The organism is Sneathiella aquimaris, from assembly GCF_026409565.1.
GTDB classification, from domain to species: Bacteria; Pseudomonadota; Alphaproteobacteria; order Sneathiellales; family Sneathiellaceae; genus Sneathiella; species Sneathiella aquimaris.
Genome location: NZ_CP112881.1, coordinates 1,754,802 through 1,769,830 on the forward strand (window position 1 = coordinate 1,754,802; position 15,029 = coordinate 1,769,830).

Annotated in this window: 14 protein-coding genes; 10 read left to right on the forward strand and 4 right to left on the reverse strand. The window is 48.7% G+C overall.

Annotated features, from left to right (window positions below):
- Nucleotides 1-13: 13 nt before the first annotated feature.
- Complete coding sequence (locus tag OIR97_RS08230) at nucleotides 14-1,051, reverse strand: ABC transporter substrate-binding protein (protein WP_169545159.1); 1,038 nt, start codon at nucleotides 1,049-1,051, stop codon at nucleotides 14-16.
- 161 nt (nucleotides 1,052-1,212) lie between these two features.
- Complete coding sequence (locus tag OIR97_RS08235) at nucleotides 1,213-2,829, reverse strand: BCCT family transporter (protein ID WP_169545161.1); 1,617 nt, start codon at nucleotides 2,827-2,829, stop codon at nucleotides 1,213-1,215.
- A 214-nt stretch (nucleotides 2,830-3,043) separates the two neighbouring features.
- Here OIR97_RS08235 and OIR97_RS08240 point away from each other — a divergent pair, with 214 nt between their 5' ends.
- The 3 genes from OIR97_RS08240 to OIR97_RS08250 are packed head-to-tail and all read left to right on the forward strand — an operon-like array spanning nucleotide 3,044 to nucleotide 5,318.
- On the forward strand, nucleotides 3,044-3,748 hold the full coding sequence (locus OIR97_RS08240) for an ABC transporter permease (protein ID WP_169545163.1): 705 nt from the start codon (nucleotides 3,044-3,046) through the stop codon (nucleotides 3,746-3,748).
- Nucleotides 3,748-4,461, forward strand: coding sequence for an ATP-binding cassette domain-containing protein (locus OIR97_RS08245; protein ID WP_169545165.1), 714 nt, complete (start codon nucleotides 3,748-3,750; stop codon nucleotides 4,459-4,461). The genes OIR97_RS08240 and OIR97_RS08245 overlap by 1 nt, the downstream gene beginning before the upstream one ends.
- Nucleotides 4,458-5,318, forward strand: coding sequence for a substrate-binding domain-containing protein (locus OIR97_RS08250; RefSeq protein WP_169545167.1), 861 nt, complete (start codon nucleotides 4,458-4,460; stop codon nucleotides 5,316-5,318). The genes OIR97_RS08245 and OIR97_RS08250 overlap by 4 nt, the downstream gene beginning before the upstream one ends.
- Here OIR97_RS08250 and OIR97_RS08255 read toward each other — a convergent pair.
- A complete protein-coding gene (locus tag OIR97_RS08255; RefSeq protein WP_169545169.1) occupies nucleotides 5,296-5,745 on the reverse strand; it encodes an Lrp/AsnC family transcriptional regulator in 450 nt (149 codons plus the stop codon). The two genes, OIR97_RS08250 and OIR97_RS08255, sit on opposite strands and share 23 nt — an antisense overlap.
- Before the next feature lie 141 nt (nucleotides 5,746-5,886).
- Here OIR97_RS08255 and OIR97_RS08260 point away from each other — a divergent pair, with 141 nt between their 5' ends.
- Both OIR97_RS08260 and OIR97_RS08265 read left to right on the forward strand, forming a co-directional pair.
- On the forward strand, nucleotides 5,887-6,168 hold the full coding sequence (locus OIR97_RS08260) for a DUF6356 family protein (RefSeq protein ID WP_407696670.1): 282 nt from the start codon (nucleotides 5,887-5,889) through the stop codon (nucleotides 6,166-6,168).
- Between the two features lie 142 nt (nucleotides 6,169-6,310).
- Complete coding sequence (locus tag OIR97_RS08265; protein WP_169545173.1) at nucleotides 6,311-7,723, forward strand: TrkH family potassium uptake protein; 1,413 nt, start codon at nucleotides 6,311-6,313, stop codon at nucleotides 7,721-7,723.
- A 13-nt stretch (nucleotides 7,724-7,736) separates the two neighbouring features.
- On the opposite strand, the gene OIR97_RS08270 is transcribed toward OIR97_RS08265, so the two are convergent.
- Entirely contained in the window at nucleotides 7,737-8,561 is an 825-nt protein-coding gene (locus OIR97_RS08270; protein WP_169545175.1) for a hypothetical protein, read from the reverse strand.
- Between the two features lie 383 nt (nucleotides 8,562-8,944).
- Between OIR97_RS08270 and gyrA the strand changes: the two genes are divergently transcribed.
- The 5 genes from gyrA (at nucleotide 8,945) to tgt (ending at nucleotide 14,990) form a co-directional block, all read left to right on the forward strand.
- A complete protein-coding gene (gyrA, locus tag OIR97_RS08275; RefSeq protein WP_169545839.1) occupies nucleotides 8,945-11,650 on the forward strand; it encodes a DNA gyrase subunit A in 2,706 nt (901 codons plus the stop codon).
- A 61-nt stretch (nucleotides 11,651-11,711) separates the two neighbouring features.
- The gene (gene coaD, locus OIR97_RS08280) at nucleotides 11,712-12,227 is read left to right on the forward strand and encodes a pantetheine-phosphate adenylyltransferase (protein ID WP_169545176.1); all 516 of its coding nucleotides are present in this window, start codon (nucleotides 11,712-11,714) and stop codon (nucleotides 12,225-12,227) included.
- A 36-nt stretch (nucleotides 12,228-12,263) separates the two neighbouring features.
- Nucleotides 12,264-12,749, forward strand: a complete 486-nt coding sequence (locus OIR97_RS08285; RefSeq protein WP_169545178.1) for a peptidylprolyl isomerase — start codon at nucleotides 12,264-12,266, stop codon at nucleotides 12,747-12,749.
- Between the two features lie 79 nt (nucleotides 12,750-12,828).
- A complete protein-coding gene (gene queA / locus OIR97_RS08290) occupies nucleotides 12,829-13,860 on the forward strand; it encodes a tRNA preQ1(34) S-adenosylmethionine ribosyltransferase-isomerase QueA (protein WP_169545180.1) in 1,032 nt (343 codons plus the stop codon).
- Complete coding sequence (gene tgt, locus OIR97_RS08295) at nucleotides 13,857-14,990, forward strand: tRNA guanosine(34) transglycosylase Tgt (RefSeq protein ID WP_169545182.1); 1,134 nt, start codon at nucleotides 13,857-13,859, stop codon at nucleotides 14,988-14,990. Before queA ends, tgt begins: the two co-directional genes overlap by 4 nt.
- The last annotated feature ends 39 nt before the right edge of the window (nucleotides 14,991-15,029 follow it).

The following is a 15,029-nucleotide window of genomic DNA, read 5'->3' on the forward strand; positions in this document are numbered from 1 at the left end:
CCGGTACATCTACTTAATCGATTGTTTTGACAAAACTTGTATCGACCATTTTGTCTAATGTCAGGCTCGCAGGGGCCAGTTTGTTTTTCTGGAACCAGGCAAGTTGAGCCGCCACGTTTTTCACGTTGAGCGCAGCGCCTTCGTTCAGGTAAACAGCGCCTGCCTTAATGGAAGGAGCTGCTTTTTCACGGGGACGACTGGCATACACATATTTGTGGATCAGATCGACCATTGCTTCCGTGGCTGCAGGGTCCTTGTCTTGATTTAGCATAACAGCCTGATAATCAGCGATACCGCGTGAATAAGCTTTCAAGAAACGTTTCACGATATCTTTGTTGTCTGTCGTGTTTTTAGTCGACGTAAAGATGGTTGTAACCTGATAATCGCTGATGTCCTGAATTTTACCGATTATCTTGGCAGCGCCACCTTTTGCAAGGCCAGAAGCGATATGCGGAACAATCGCCATGCCATCAACCTGACCAGACTTCAAGGCACCGATCATGGCGCCTACATTCTGCAAGGGCCGCAATGTCATGTCAGAGGCTGAGAAACCGTTATTCTCTGCGATGATACCCGCCATGTAATGAAAGGATGAGCCTTGTTGGGTCATCGCCCAGCTTTTACCCTTCAGATCAGCAGGGCTTTTAACGCCAGCGTCAAATGCCTTGTTTGAAACAAGAATAGTGTTGCCGGGTGTTCCTTTTTTCTCTGACATCAGGCCGCCGATTACTTTAACGGCGCCTTTGTCAGCAAGACTGAAAAAGCCACCGGTCAGGGCAGTGACACCAAAATCAACGGCGCCTGTCGCAATTGCAACGGCAACTGGCTGGGCGGCCTGAAAGAATTTTAGCTCTACATCCAGTCCTTCTTCTTTGAAATAACCTTTTTCAAACGCGATAAAGGAAGGAGAATGCGAAGTGAAGCGGAGCGCCCCAATTGTGATTTTGTCATCTGCCAGTGCCGCGCTGGAAAAGCCTGTCAGGGCAACAAGACCTGCCATTGCACTGAGCGCAAGCCGGCGCGTGAATTTTGTTGGTTTTTGTAACGTCATACCTTTTATCCTCCCAATTAGGGATCATTATTGCGGGGCAGACTACGCGATTGATGGATAGCAATCAATCCTGCGTTTTTCGGTCGGGATATATAAAAGGGGGTAGATTGGCAATAGGGCTAATGGATGTGAGGCCGGAATACCGGCCTCACAAGTGCCAGTTAATCTTTCAGTGCGTTTTTCAGTCCGATAAACAGGCTGATGCACATGAGGAGTAAAACGATGGTAAAGGGAAACCCGGTCGACACGGACATTGCTTGCAACGCCGTGAGGGCCTCTGTTCCGCCGACCAGCAGCAGGGTTGCAGCAACCAGCCCTTCAAATGAGCACCAGAAGACCCGCTGCGAGACAGGGGCATCTGTTTTACCACCCGCTGTGATCGTGTCGATTACAAGGGATCCTGAATCAGAAGAAGTGACAAAGAAAACGAGCACCAGAATAATACCAACGAAGGATGAAATGGCTGTAAGCGGCAAGGGTTTCAGCATTTCAAAGAGTTTAAGTTCAAGGGCCGCATCCTTAACCGGAGCTGTGGCATCCGCAAATACCTGCGCAATGGCGGTTCCGCCGAACGCTCCCATCCAGACCATAGTTACCAATGTTGGAATGATTATGACGCAAAAGACAAACTCGCGAACGGTCCGGCCTTTTGAAACTCGGGCAATGAACATGCCAACAAAAGGTGACCAGGAGATCCACCACGCCCAATAAAAGGATGTCCAACCTTGTGTGAAGTTTGAATCTTCGCGTCCAAACGGCATGGACAGAGGAACCAACTCGGTGAGATAAGCAATACTACCATCCCAAATGGTGGAGAAAATGGTTGCGGTCGGTCCTACGACAATAATGAAAAGCAACAGGAGTGCAGCAATTCCAATATTGATTTCCGATAAAATCTTCACGCCTCCATCAAGCCCGCGCAGCACTGATATCAGCGCAAGGGTGGTAATGAACGTAATCAGGATAACCTTGGCCATATTGCCGGTTCCCCAACCGAACAGGAAGTTGAAGCCGGCAAGAGCCTGTTCCGTTCCAAAACCAAGAGAGGTTGCCAGGCCAAAGAGGGTGGCAAAAACGGCCAAAGTGTCAATTACATGTCCGGGCCAACCCCAGACACGTTCTCCCAAAAGAGGGTGGAAAGCTGACCGCAAGGTAAGGGGCAAGCCCCGATTAAAAGTAAAGAAGGCCAGGGAAAGAGCAACAACAGCATAGATGGCCCAAGGGTGAAGCGCCCAATGGAAGATAGTGGCCGCCATACCCAGCTTTAAGGCTTCGGCATGATCCGCTGCCGCAGCACCCAACGGGGCCCAGTCTGTTCTGACGCCGTTTTCAACAGTAGTCCCGCCAATTGCAGAGCCATAATGGGACATTGGTTCTGACACACCAAAAAACATCAGGCCGATCCCCATTCCAGCAGCAAACAGCATGGCGAACCAACCAAGATAACTATATTCGGCAGAGGCTTCTTTTCCGCCCAGACGGATGCCGCCGAGGGGGGTCACCATGAGTATCAGACAGAAAATAACAAAGATGTTGGCAGCGCTCAGGAAAAACCAGTCAAATGTTGAGGTTAAAAAGGGGCGCAACCAACCAAAAAATTCGGTTGCTTCTGCCTGAAACATCAACGCGATCAAAACAAAGGCAATGATGGATAAGCCAGATACCATGAAAACCGGATTATGAATATCGAGACCAAAAAGGTTTACATTGTCCTGTCCGACTTCATAATCCGTCTCTATATGGTTCGGGTTATTTTGTGTAGTCTCAGTCTCTGCCATGTGAACCCTCCCGTTATGACAGTGTGGCCTTCTATTGAAGGTAATATTATTTTTTTCTTATAAGCACACTATAACTAGCACTGAGAACAGGAGCAAAATGATTTGATTGCGCCGATAAATCTTCTCTAACCGTCACTTTCGTGTCGTTCGTGGGATTGCTTCTTGGCTCAAACTGCATTAGGCAAAGAATGAACGAGGGAGTAGACGAACAGACATGAACGATCTAATGGCGGGCGTATTTGAGGCTTTCAGGCTTCTTTGGTCATTCGATTCCAACCTTGTCGAAATTTCTTTGCGGTCATTACAAGTGTCCTTTTCTGCGGTCATTCTGTCTGCGGCGCTGGGTCTTCCGTTTGGTGCCTGGCTTGCGGTGTCCCGCTTCCGATACCGGCGATTGGCGATCGCCTTGCTCAACGCGCTTATGGGGTTGCCCCCAGTGGTTGTCGGACTGGTAGTTTATCTGCTTCTTTCTCGCTCCGGTCCGTTGGGTGTCTTGAACCTTCTCTTTTCACCGACCGCGATGATTATTGCGCAAGTTATTATTGTTACGCCCATTATCGCATCCTTGACCCATCAGTCACTGCGTGAGTTGTGGTTTCAATATCATGATCTACTGATCTCGCTGCACACCTCCAAACTGCAGCGCATGACCGCTCTTCTATGGGATGGCCGACGGGCTTTGCTGACAGCGACATTAACAGGCTTTGGGCGGGCTATTGGTGAAATTGGTGCAATCATGATTGTCGGCGGGAACATTGATCATCTCACTCGTGTTCTGACAACGGCCATTGCGCTGGAAGTTGGCAAGGGAGATTTCCCATTAGCATTGGGGCTTGGGATTATTTTGATTCTGCTTGCGGTCCTTGTGAATATCAGCATTCATGTTTTGTCCCGCACGGAAAGAGAAGGAACGTGGTAATGACCAGTTTGTTTCCTGTCGCAATGCGGGCTGTGACGGTGGGCCGTAAAAAGGAGATCCTGATCGGCCCGATTGATCTGGTCATTGAGGGGGAGGGATGTACCATTTTAATGGGTCCCAATGGTTCCGGTAAGACAACCTTGCTAAGACTGCTGCATGGATTGGAGCGCCCCAGAAGTGGGGTGATCGACTGGCAGGATAGTTCTGTATCTGCGCAGAAACAGCAATCCTTCGTTTTTCAAAGTCCGACAATCATGCGCCGGTCAGTTTTGGAAAATATTTTATATCCTTTGAAAATCAGGGATGTTCCGCGACGGAGCGCTTTAAGAAAAGCTGAAACCTGGTTGGAAAAAGTAGGCTTGTTATCTGTTATGCATCAGAAAGCCGATGTTCTTTCAGGAGGAGAAAAGCAAAAGCTTGCCGCGGCGCGCGCCTTGATTACCCGTCCGAGCCTGTTGTTTTTGGATGAACCCACTGCCAATCTGGATGGCGCATCCACATTGGCGATTGAGGGACTTGTGCAGGGAGCGATGGAAGAGGGCACCAAAATAGTAATGGCGACCCATGACGTGGGGCAGGCGAAAAGACTGGCGACAGAGGTTTTATTTTTGCATCATGGAAAGCTGAAAGAAAAATCTGAAGCTGCCGCATTCTTCGGAGGCCCAGATACGAAGGAAGCGTCAGTATTCTTGAAAGGGGGAATATTGGTATGATATCGTTTTTGTCGAAGTTACTGGTTTTTGTTCTGATTTTTTCGACAGGGGTGTTTTCGACTCTGGCTTTCGCAGATGACCTGAAATTGGCGGTAACAACCTCATTTCATAACTCAGGGTTGTCTGAAGTCCTCATTCCTGAAATTAAAAAAGATCTGAACCTGGATGTTCATATGCTTGTGGTTGGGACCGGACAGGCCCTTAAACTTGGCAGAGCCGGGGATGTGGATGCGATACTGGTGCATTCCAAAGCGGCAGAAGAGAAATTTATCAGAGCAGGATACGGCACCCATCGGACAGAGATCATGTATAATGATTTTGTGCTAATCGGACCGGAAACCGATAGGCTGGATATCCCGTTGTCAAAGTCAATAACGGCCGCTTTTCAGAAAATTGCTCGAAATGAAGCTGTGTTTATCAGTCGTGGTGACGACAGTGGTACTAACCGCAAAGAGTTGTCCATCTGGCGAATGGCGGGAATTACATCCGAGAAACTTGAAGGAGACTGGTACCGGGCCACCGGTTCCGGGATGGGGGCGAGTTTGAATACGGCAAGTGCAATGGACGGATACATCCTTGCAGACCGGGCAAGCTGGCTAAATTTCAAAAACAAACGGACACTGAAAATTTTATTCTTTGGCGATACCATCCTGTTTAATCAATATGCTTTTATTCCTGTAAACCCGGATCGGCACCCGCACACAAAAATAGATCTGGCAATTAAGCTTCAAGACTGGCTGGTGAGTGAAAAAGGACAAGGGTTGATCGGTCGCTATCGATTGCAGGGTGAACAGCTGTTCTTTCCCAATGCGTTTGAGAAAAAGGTGATGCTCCCTATACCGGAAGGGCAGTCGTAAATTTTATCTCTTCCATTGCGAAATTGGAACTGACGTCGGATAAGGTGACGGACTGAATAAGGCGTCTGTAAAACGTATCATAGGCAGCGATATCGGGAACCACGACTTTCAGAAGATAATCAACGTCTCCGCTCATGCGGTAGAATTCGGTTATTTCCGGAAAACGATCAACGATGGACGCAAATTTTTCAAGCCATTCAGGGTCATGCTCGCTGGTTTTGATATTGACAAAAACCGTTACCGGAACCCCGATTTTTTCTCGATCTACAAGCACAACATGGCGTTTTATAAACCCTGTTTCCTCTAACGATTTGATCCGCCTCCAGCAGGCAGTGCGGGAGCAGCCGACGCTTTCAGAAAGGTCTGCGGCGGAAATCCGGGCGTCTTGTTGAAGGTGGAACAAAATCTTTCTGTCTATGTCATCCATGAAACAAATATCTCATAAATTTTTCAAATTCGAAATAAAAGTGTCGATATTTTAGCATATAACGCGAATTTTGGAACAAAATTCTCTGAAATTAGATCTAATCTACAGTCATTGAGTTGAGAACAGAATGAATTGAGTGGAGTGGTCATGTCAGTCAAAGCCTTATTTTTGGATCATCCAAAATCAGTGAACGAGACATATTTGGAGCATATGCAGATGTCTGCCGGATTTGGTGGCTGGTTGCTGCTTGCAACTCTCTGTGCGTTCATGCATTCTCTTTTTCCGTTTCTGTTTGAAAAAACCGCCAGCAATATCATCCGTCAGTTATATGGCCGGATGGTTGCAAACCGCGTTGTAAAACCATCCTCCCGCGCCGAGGAAAGATCTGCGGCCCATCTGTCATTGGACAGTGCCGCCCTGTAATGCTTTCCGGGCAAGCATAGAAAGCCGTTGACCTTAAGCACGTCAAAGCGCATAAATCCGACTGAGTTTGTCAAAAGGGGAATGCGCTGAAACCTGTATGCCCATCTGGATTTTGAGATGGCGGGTTTCAACTATATCTTGAATGAGACCGATACTTTTTGTGAACGGCGCTGTTCTTGCCATTATTTCCCTGCCTCTGCTTGTTATCGAGCTGTTGAATACTGGCGCTGATTTGCCCTTTGTGAAGGCATTTGCTTTCATCATATTCTTGGGTGTCGGGTTGATGCTGGCCTCCCGTGGATCAGCGATCACATTTACCCATAAACAAACCTTTGTCCTGACAGCGTCAATCTGGGTGACCTTGGTGGCGGCAGCAGCGTTGCCTTTTTGGATGTATGGCATGGCGCTGGAAGATTCAGTGTTTGAAGCGGCGTCTGGCATCACTACCACGGGGGCGACGGTCCTTGTCGGGCTGGATGAGATGCCCCATAGTATTTTGATGTGGCGTGCTTTCCTGCAATGGCTGGGCGGAATTGGTATCGTTGTTACGGCAATTGCGATGCTGCCGTTTCTGGGGATCGGCGGGATGCAGCTTTTTAGGACTGAAAGCTCTGAATCATCTGAAAAGGAACTTCCCTCAGCGGCAAAGTTGGCCTCCACCACCCTTTATTTTTATCTGGGCCTAACGGTTTTATGTGTTCTGGCCTATCTGGCTGGCGGCATGACGGGATTTGATGCAATCGCCCATGCGCTGACAACGGTTAGCACGGGGGGATTTTCCACCCATGACGCCTCGATGGGTTATTTTGATAATCCAGTGATTTATGTTACCTGCATTGTTTTTATGTATTTAGGCAGTATTCCGTTCCTCTGGTATATCCGGGCTGTGAGAAAACGCCAGTTTGGTAGCGAGCAGGTGCGGATTTATACCATCGGCCTGGTCGTTGTGATTGCTGTCTTGACCACCTGGTTGGTCGTTGCGAAAGATGAGCCAGTGGGGGATGCCTTGCTTCATGCAGGGTTTAATGTCATTTCTATTGTAACCACAACTGGATATGCCATTTCTGACTATTCAGGGTGGGGCAGTTTCTCACTGATGGTTTTCTTTTTTCTGATTTTCATGGGCGGATGCACGGGATCAACATCAGGCGGCATTAAAATTATGCGGTTTATCGTCAGTGCAAAAATGGTGCGTCAGATCATTCGCAAACAGATTTACCCTAACGGTATTTTCACAGAAAAATATGACGGAAAAAAAATCACGGATGACGTGTTTGTCGGTGTCGCCAGTTTCGTTTTTGTCTTTGTCGCATCGTTCGTTGTTTTTGCCTTCATGCTGATGCCGTTCGGCTTGGATTTTGATACTGCAGTCAGCGCGTCGGCATCGGCTCTTGCCAATGTCGGGCCAGGGATTGGTACTCAGATTGGTCCTGCCGGGAACTTTTCTGCGCTGGATCCTGCAGTGAAGTGGATTTTGGCCGTGGAAATGGTTCTGGGCCGTCTTGAAGTTTTTACCCTCCTGATTTTCCTGACGCCTCGTTTCTGGCGTCAGTAGTTGGCCGGTTTTCTTATAAAAACCTGGCGATGTAGCGGGCTGCTGGTTTCGTGAAGCTGTTATCGGTCCAGTATTTTGTATGGCTCAGTGGGTTCCACGACGTGAAGAAGCCGCCTACTTCAATTTCGTGCTCTTCTATGACGTCCAGATTATAGGCCGGGCTGATGGCTTTAAGGGGATAAGCGAGAACATCCTCCGGATCATAGTAATTCATCCATTTTGCAATTGACTTTAAATCGTTTGATAACGTATCCGGTGGAAAATCAATAGGCTGAGGGTTCTGGTGGGTAAATGTGAAGAGAGGGATGTTGCATCCAAAGGTTATAATTCCCGCCAGCGTTTTAAACTGCTCGAAATCAGTATCAACGGGAAGGGGTTCATTATTCCTGATCAATTCCTGCATATCCCAAATGTAATTCGACATTATATGCCCGCCCAGCGAGTGCGCCATCACGATCAGTGGGGCTTCTTCCGACCCCAGTTTATCTGTTAACAAGGTCCGAACAGCTGCCCGAACAGTTGAGTGGATGGCCGTATAGGTGGACGTTTCTTTTTTGCCTCTCCGTTGGTAGGCAACCGCGTCTCCCAAAACAGAAACAACGAAATGTCGGATCGCCATCAAGTTTAGATTCTCCTGCTGGCGAGCCCGTTGGAGGTAGTCTCGTTGACGATCAATTAGAATATCTGCCCAATAGATGGGTTGAAACGCGATCTGATCCGTGTTCTTGCCCAAGCCTTTCAAGTGGTCTTTGATTTCTTGTATCATGCCATCCGCAAAATGCTCATCATCCTGTGAACCAATGCCGTGAATAACAAGAATGCCTAATTTTTTGCCCATGCCTGTTTCCTGTTCGTTCGATTCTAAAGATATTAAATTAACTTAATCTGATATAAAGTATAATACTCGGTAAACGATAGAAATAAATGGATAAAAAGAGAAAATACGAGTCTTTACGTCACCCGAAGTTCACCGTTTTGAGTGTTTGGTGACGGCCTGTAAAATTACCGTTTGTTTCGCAGATGCAATAGGTTGCACATAGCATCAGTTTCTTGTAGAACGGAAGGGTGCTTGGACTCATGAGAAGCCAAGTGAAACAAAGTAAGTGATTTGCTGTTTCCGGGGGGAATTCCGAAGCAGTCCAACAGCTGGATGTTACCTTGAACGACGTTACCCTGCCTCCATCCGATAAAGATATCGTACCGGTCACTATCGAAGAAGAAATGCGTAAGTCCTATCTGGACTATGCAATGAGTGTGATCGTCTCTCGTGCGCTTCCAGATGCCCGTGACGGGCTGAAGCCAGTGCATCGACGCATTATTTATGCCATGTACGAAAATGGCTACACCTCCGACAAGCAGTTCAGAAAATCTGCACGTGTGGTCGGTGATGTCATGGGTCGTTATCACCCGCATGGTGATAGTGCGATTTATGACGCCATGGTGCGCCTCGCTCAGAGCTTTTCCATGCGGCTGCCTCTCATTCAGGGTCAAGGTAACTTTGGCTCGATGGATGGTGATAAAGCGGCGGCAATGCGTTATACGGAAGCCCGCCTTGAAAAGGCTGCAGAAAGCCTGATCGATGATATCGACAAGGAAACCGTGGACTTCGTCAATAACTATGACGACAGCGAGCGGGAGCCGTCTGTTATTCCTGCGCGCTATCCAAACCTGCTTGTGAACGGTGCGGGTGGTATTGCGGTCGGTATGGCGACAAATATCCCCCCTCATAATCTGGGTGAAGTGATCGACGGGTCGATTGCGCTGCTGAACAAACCGGAGACCACTGAAGAAGAATTGCTGGAATATGTGCCCGCTCCTGATTTTCCAACAGGCGGCGTTATTCTGGGTCGGTCCGGTTCCATAAGCGGACTAACCACCGGACGTGGTTCGGTCATCATGCGCGCCAAGGTGGATATCGAAGAAATTCGCAAAGACCGTCAGGCTTTGATCGTCAGCGAAATACCGTATCAGGTTAATAAGTCACGGTTGGTCGAACAGATCGCTGATCTGGTTCGCTCCAAGAAGGTTGAAGGTATTGGCGACCTTCGCGACGAGTCTGACCGTCACGGCGTTCGCGTTGTCGTCGAGATCAAACGCGATGTGATGCCAGAAGTGGTCCTGAACCAACTTTATCGTTTTACGTCGTTGCAGACATCTTTCGGTATGAACATGCTGGCGCTTGATCGCGGAAAACCAGAATTGATGAACCTCAAGCAGCTGCTTGTAGCGTTCCTTGATTTCCGTGAAGAAGTGATCACACGCCGGACGAAATATCTTTTGCGCAAGGCAAGAGAGCGGGCCCATGTCTTGATTGGTCTGGCCATTGCTGTTGCAAATATTGATGAGATCATCAAGTTAATCAGAGGGGCGCCGGATCCTGTAACTGCCCGGACAGAGTTGATGGGCCGGCGTTGGCCAGCCAATTCTGTTGAGGCCTTGATCCGTCTTGTGGATGATCCGGAATATCCGATCAATGAAGACGGCACTTATCAGTTGTCGGAATTTCAGGCACGGGCAATTCTGGATCTTAGATTGCAGCGTCTGACGGCTCTTGGCCAGAATGAAATCGGCGACGAATTAAAAGGGCTGGGTGACAAGATTGTTGATTATCTTGATATCCTGTCCAGCCGTCCGCGATTGATCAGCATCATTCAGGACGAACTCCTGGAAATGAAAGAGAAATATGCGACCCCACGGCGAACGCGGATCGAAGATAACGAATTCGAGCATGATATCGAAGATCTGATCCAGCGTGAAGATATGGTCCTGACCGTCAGTCATAAAGGCTATATCAAGCGGGTTCCTCTTTCGACCTACCGGGCACAGCGCCGGGGCGGTAAGGGCCGTGCGGGTATGCAAACCCGGGATGAGGATTTTGTCACTCAGGTCTTTGTGGTGAATACGCATACACCCGTCTTGTTCTTCTCGTCCTTTGGTCGGGTTTACAAAATGAAGGTATATCGCCTGCCACTTGGAACGCCGCAAAGCCTTGGAAAAGCGATAATCAATCTTCTGCCACTGGAAGAAGGGGAGGTTATCTCGACCCTGATGCCACTGCCAGAGGAAGAGGAAAGCTGGAACGAGCTGGAAGTCATGTTCGCCACGTCGAAGGGTAATGTCCGTCGTAACCGGTTAAGTGACTTCTCAAACGTTAAATCTAACGGCAAGATTGCCATGAAGCTGGACTCTGATGATCAATTGATCGGTGTCCAGATCTGTACCTCAGCTTCTGATATTCTTCTGGTGGCCAAGGGCGGTAAATGTATCCGCTTCCAGGCGACTGATGTTCGGCTGTTTAAAGGACGGGATTCAAGTGGTGTCCGCGGGATGCGACTTGCTGAAGGTGACAGCGTTATTGGCGTGTCTATTCTGGGTCATGTGGATCTGGATACAGAACAACGCGATATTTATCTGAAAGCCCGTCGTTCAGCTAATGAAGATGGCACACCGACTGACCTGAACGGGCTGGATGAAGCCCGCTACTGGGAACTGTATGAAAAAGAAGAAGTCCTTCTTTCCATTACAGAAAATGGATTTGGTAAGCGGACAAATGCCTATGAGTACCGGGTTACTAACCGGGGTGGTCAGGGAATTATCAACATCGAAACATCGGATCGGAATGGTCCGGTTGTTGCAACGATGCCGATTACCCCAGAACATCAGATTATGCTGGTTACCAATGGCGGAAAGTTGATCCGAACACCAATTTCGGATATTCGGATTGCTGGCCGGAACACGCAGGGTGTCACCCTGTTCAAGACTGCAAAAGGGGAACAGGTTGTATCTGTAACCGCGCTTGAAGACGGAAAATCTGACGAGGATGGTGATGAGGATGAGAACCTTGTGGAAGGTTCTGTCATCGAAAACACCGGTGAAGGCGTCAGCGAACCCGATCCATCAGACAATAATGAGGAAGAGGGCTCCTGACGATCACGAGCCTAATAGAGAAAGCTAACGCAAGAAATAGCAAATCTGGAAGGAAACTCCGATGACAACTGAGCGTACTGGTTTGTACCCCGGCACATTTGATCCGATCACACTTGGTCACTATGACATTATTAAACGTGCCTCCAAACTTGTTGATACACTGGTGATTGGTGTTGCCATGAACCCGGGGAAAAATCCTCTCTTTTCAGTGGAAGAGAGGGTTTCAATGGTTGAAAAAATGACACGGGAAATTCCCGGTACGAACTTTGAGGTCAAACCATTCAATAATCTGTTGATGCATTTCGCAGAAGATTGTAATGCAAGCATCATTATCCGGGGCCTGCGTGCTGTATCGGATTTCGAGTATGAGTTTCAGATGGTGGGCATGAACCGTCGTTTGAATTCCGAAATCGAAACGGTTTTCCTGATGGCCTCGGATCAACATCAGTTTATCGCGTCCAGTCTGGTGAAGGAAATTGCCTTTCTGGGGGGGGATATTACGAAATTTGTGTCGAAATCTACGGCCGAAAAAATTGTAACCAGGGTCGATAAGATCCTGGCGGATAAATCGAATTAAAAAGGAACCTGCCCTGCAGGTGTAAAGGAGCATATTATGTCAGCAGATCTTGAAAACACACTCTATCTGGAACTTAAAGATGGCCGTGTTGTTATTGAACTGCGTCCGGATCTGGCGCCAAATCACGTGTCTCGCATCAAAACACTGGCGCGTGAAGGTTTCTATGACGGGATCGTTTTTCACCGTGTGATTGATGGTTTTATGGCTCAAACAGGTGACCCTTTAGGAAATGGTACTGGCGGATCCGGTCAAAATCTGGACGCTGAATTTTCTGGTGAAGCGCATGTGGAAGGAACCTGTTCAATGGCCCGTGCTGCGGACCCGAACAGTGCAGATAGCCAATTCTTCATCATGTTTGGCCCAGCCCCACACCTGGATAGCCAGTACAGCATCTGGGGTCAGGTGGTTGAAGGAATGGAACATGTTCATGCGATCAAAAAAGGCGATGGCATGATGAACGGTTCGGTTCAGGATCCTGATAAAATCGTAAGCATGAAGGTAGCGGCAGACGTTACTGAATAGCCTCGGCTTATGCGGGTTTACTGCGAACGGCTTTTCTTCGGAGAAGCCGTTCGTTTCTGTTTTAAGGGCAGGGATTGTTATGCGTGTTGATGACTTTGATTTTACGCTTCCTGAGGAATTGATTGCTGATCGTCCGGTAACGCCGCGCGAAGCCGCACGGCTGCTTGTCGTTGGTGACGAAATATCGGATCATCTGGTAGGCGAACTTCCTGATTTTCTGAAACCGTCAGACGTGGTCGTGTTCAATGATACCAAGGTCATTCCAGCCCGCTTGAGGGGAACGCGCCGCACAGCAAAAATTGAAGTCACGCTGCACAAGAACGTTTCCTCGGATACCTGGCATGCCTTTGCAAAGCCTGCAAAGAAGCTAAAGCCAGGTGACATCATTCGTTTTTCAGACGACTTTACGGCTCTGGTTTCTCAAAAACTGGAGGGCGGGGAAGTGGTTCTGGCATTTTCGGCAGCGGGACCTTTGCTGATGGAAAAGCTGATGGTTTTCGGTGAAATCCCGTTGCCGCCTTATATCGGCTCTATCCGTGCCGTGGACGAGCAGGACAAACAAGACTATCAAACAATCTTTGCGAAAGACGAAGGCGCGGTGGCAGCGCCCACTGCCGGCCTGCATTTTACACCAGAGTTATTGCAGCGGATCAAGGACAAAGGGGTCGACTGTGTTGCAACGACCTTGCATGTTGGTGCGGGCACGTTTCTACCGGTGAAGGTGGATGATACAGACGATCATAAAATGCATGCTGAATATGGTATTTTGACGGAACAGGTCGCTGATCGATTAAATAAATGCCGGCAGGAGGGAGGCCGTATTGTCTGTGTTGGGACAACATCCCTTCGTTTGCTGGAAAGCGCCGCTGATGAAACAGGTCATGTTCATCCGTTCAAAGGCGAGACAGACATTTTTATTACGCCCGGCTACAAGTTCAAGGCGGTGGATATCCTGATGACTAATTTCCACCTCCCGAAATCCACATTGTTCATGCTGGTTTCTGCGTTTTGCGGGTTTGAAACCATGCAGAACGCGTATGCTCACGCAATCGAACATAAATACAGATTTTATTCCTATGGGGATACTTCCCTGCTATATCCAAGATCATGACACAAAAAAAATTCTCATTTGATATTCATGCGCGGGACGGTGCTGCCCGGCGCGGCACTCTCTCGACTGCGCATGGCGACATTAGAACCCCTGCCTTTATGCCCGTCGGCACTGTTGCGACGGTTAAAGGGATGACCCCTGAGGCTGTCCGGGAAACCGGCGCCGATATCCTTCTTGGTAACACCTACCATTTGATGTTACGCCCCGGGTCTGAACGGGTCAAAAAATTGGGCGGACTGCAGAAATTCATGAATTGGGATCGCCCTATTCTGACCGATTCCGGTGGTTTTCAGGTAATGTCGTTGAATGAATTACGTAAATTGGATGAGAACGGCGTCACTTTTAAATCTCACATCGACGGAAAAAGGTTCGAGCTGACGCCAGAGCGGTCGATGGAAATTCAAAATGATCTAAACGCCACAATTACGATGGCGTTTGATGAATGCACACCTTTTCCGGCCGACCATAAGGTTGCCGCGGAGAGTATGCGCCGATCTATGCGATGGGCGAAACGCTCCAGAGAGGCGTTTGAAAACCGTCCGGGTTATGGTTTGTTCGGTATTGTCCAAGGCTCTGTATATGAGGATTTACGTCACGAATCCATTGAGGCCCTTACGGATATCGGTTTTGAAGGATACGCCGTTGGTGGTCTTGCGGTGGGCGAGGGACAGGAAGCGATGTTCAGTACTCTCGAATTTACAACACCGAATATGCCGCAGGATAAACCCCGTTATTTAATGGGTGTGGGAAAACCGGACGATCTGGTGGGCGGTGTCATGCGTGGCATCGATATGTTTGATTGCGTCCTGCCAACGCGATCTGGCCGAAATGCGCAAGCCTTCACGCGCTTTGGCACCGTGAATATGAGAAATGCCCGACATCAGGAAGACCCCAGACCACTGGATGAAATGTGTGGTTGCCCGGCCTGTCGGAACTATTCGCGGGCGTATTTGCATCATCTGTTCAAAGCAAAAGAGATACTCGGCTCTGTTTTGCTTACGTGGCACAATCTTCATTATTATCAGGATATTATGGAGGAAATGCGCATTGCAATTGAGGCCGGGGAGCTTGCCAGTTATGCGCTTACTTTCCATGCCATGCAGGAGCAAGGGGACGTAGAGCCGGTTTAGTCGCCGGCCGGCCCGGCCGTCTCGGGGTTTTTTAGGAGC

Coding starts and splice junctions, on each gene's coding strand:
- tgt (WP_169545182.1), top strand. CDS start 13,857: ATGACACAAAAAAAATTCTCATTTGATATTCATGCGCGGGACGGTGCT.
- OIR97_RS08255 (WP_169545169.1), bottom strand. CDS start 5,745: ATGGATGACATAGACAGAAAGATTTTGTTCCACCTTCAACAAGACGCC.
- OIR97_RS08235 (WP_169545161.1), bottom strand. CDS start 2,829: ATGGCAGAGACTGAGACTACACAAAATAACCCGAACCATATAGAGACG.
- OIR97_RS08245 (WP_169545165.1), top strand. CDS start 3,748: ATGACCAGTTTGTTTCCTGTCGCAATGCGGGCTGTGACGGTGGGCCGT.
- OIR97_RS08250 (WP_169545167.1), top strand. CDS start 4,458: ATGATATCGTTTTTGTCGAAGTTACTGGTTTTTGTTCTGATTTTTTCG.
- OIR97_RS08270 (WP_169545175.1), bottom strand. CDS start 8,561: ATGGGCAAAAAATTAGGCATTCTTGTTATTCACGGCATTGGTTCACAG.
- gyrA (WP_169545839.1), top strand. CDS start 8,945: ATGCGTAAGTCCTATCTGGACTATGCAATGAGTGTGATCGTCTCTCGT.
- coaD (WP_169545176.1), top strand. CDS start 11,712: ATGACAACTGAGCGTACTGGTTTGTACCCCGGCACATTTGATCCGATC.
- queA (WP_169545180.1), top strand. CDS start 12,829: ATGCGTGTTGATGACTTTGATTTTACGCTTCCTGAGGAATTGATTGCT.
- OIR97_RS08265 (WP_169545173.1), top strand. CDS start 6,311: ATGAGACCGATACTTTTTGTGAACGGCGCTGTTCTTGCCATTATTTCC.
- OIR97_RS08285 (WP_169545178.1), top strand. CDS start 12,264: ATGTCAGCAGATCTTGAAAACACACTCTATCTGGAACTTAAAGATGGC.
- OIR97_RS08240 (WP_169545163.1), top strand. CDS start 3,044: ATGAACGATCTAATGGCGGGCGTATTTGAGGCTTTCAGGCTTCTTTGG.
- OIR97_RS08230 (WP_169545159.1), bottom strand. CDS start 1,051: ATGACGTTACAAAAACCAACAAAATTCACGCGCCGGCTTGCGCTCAGT.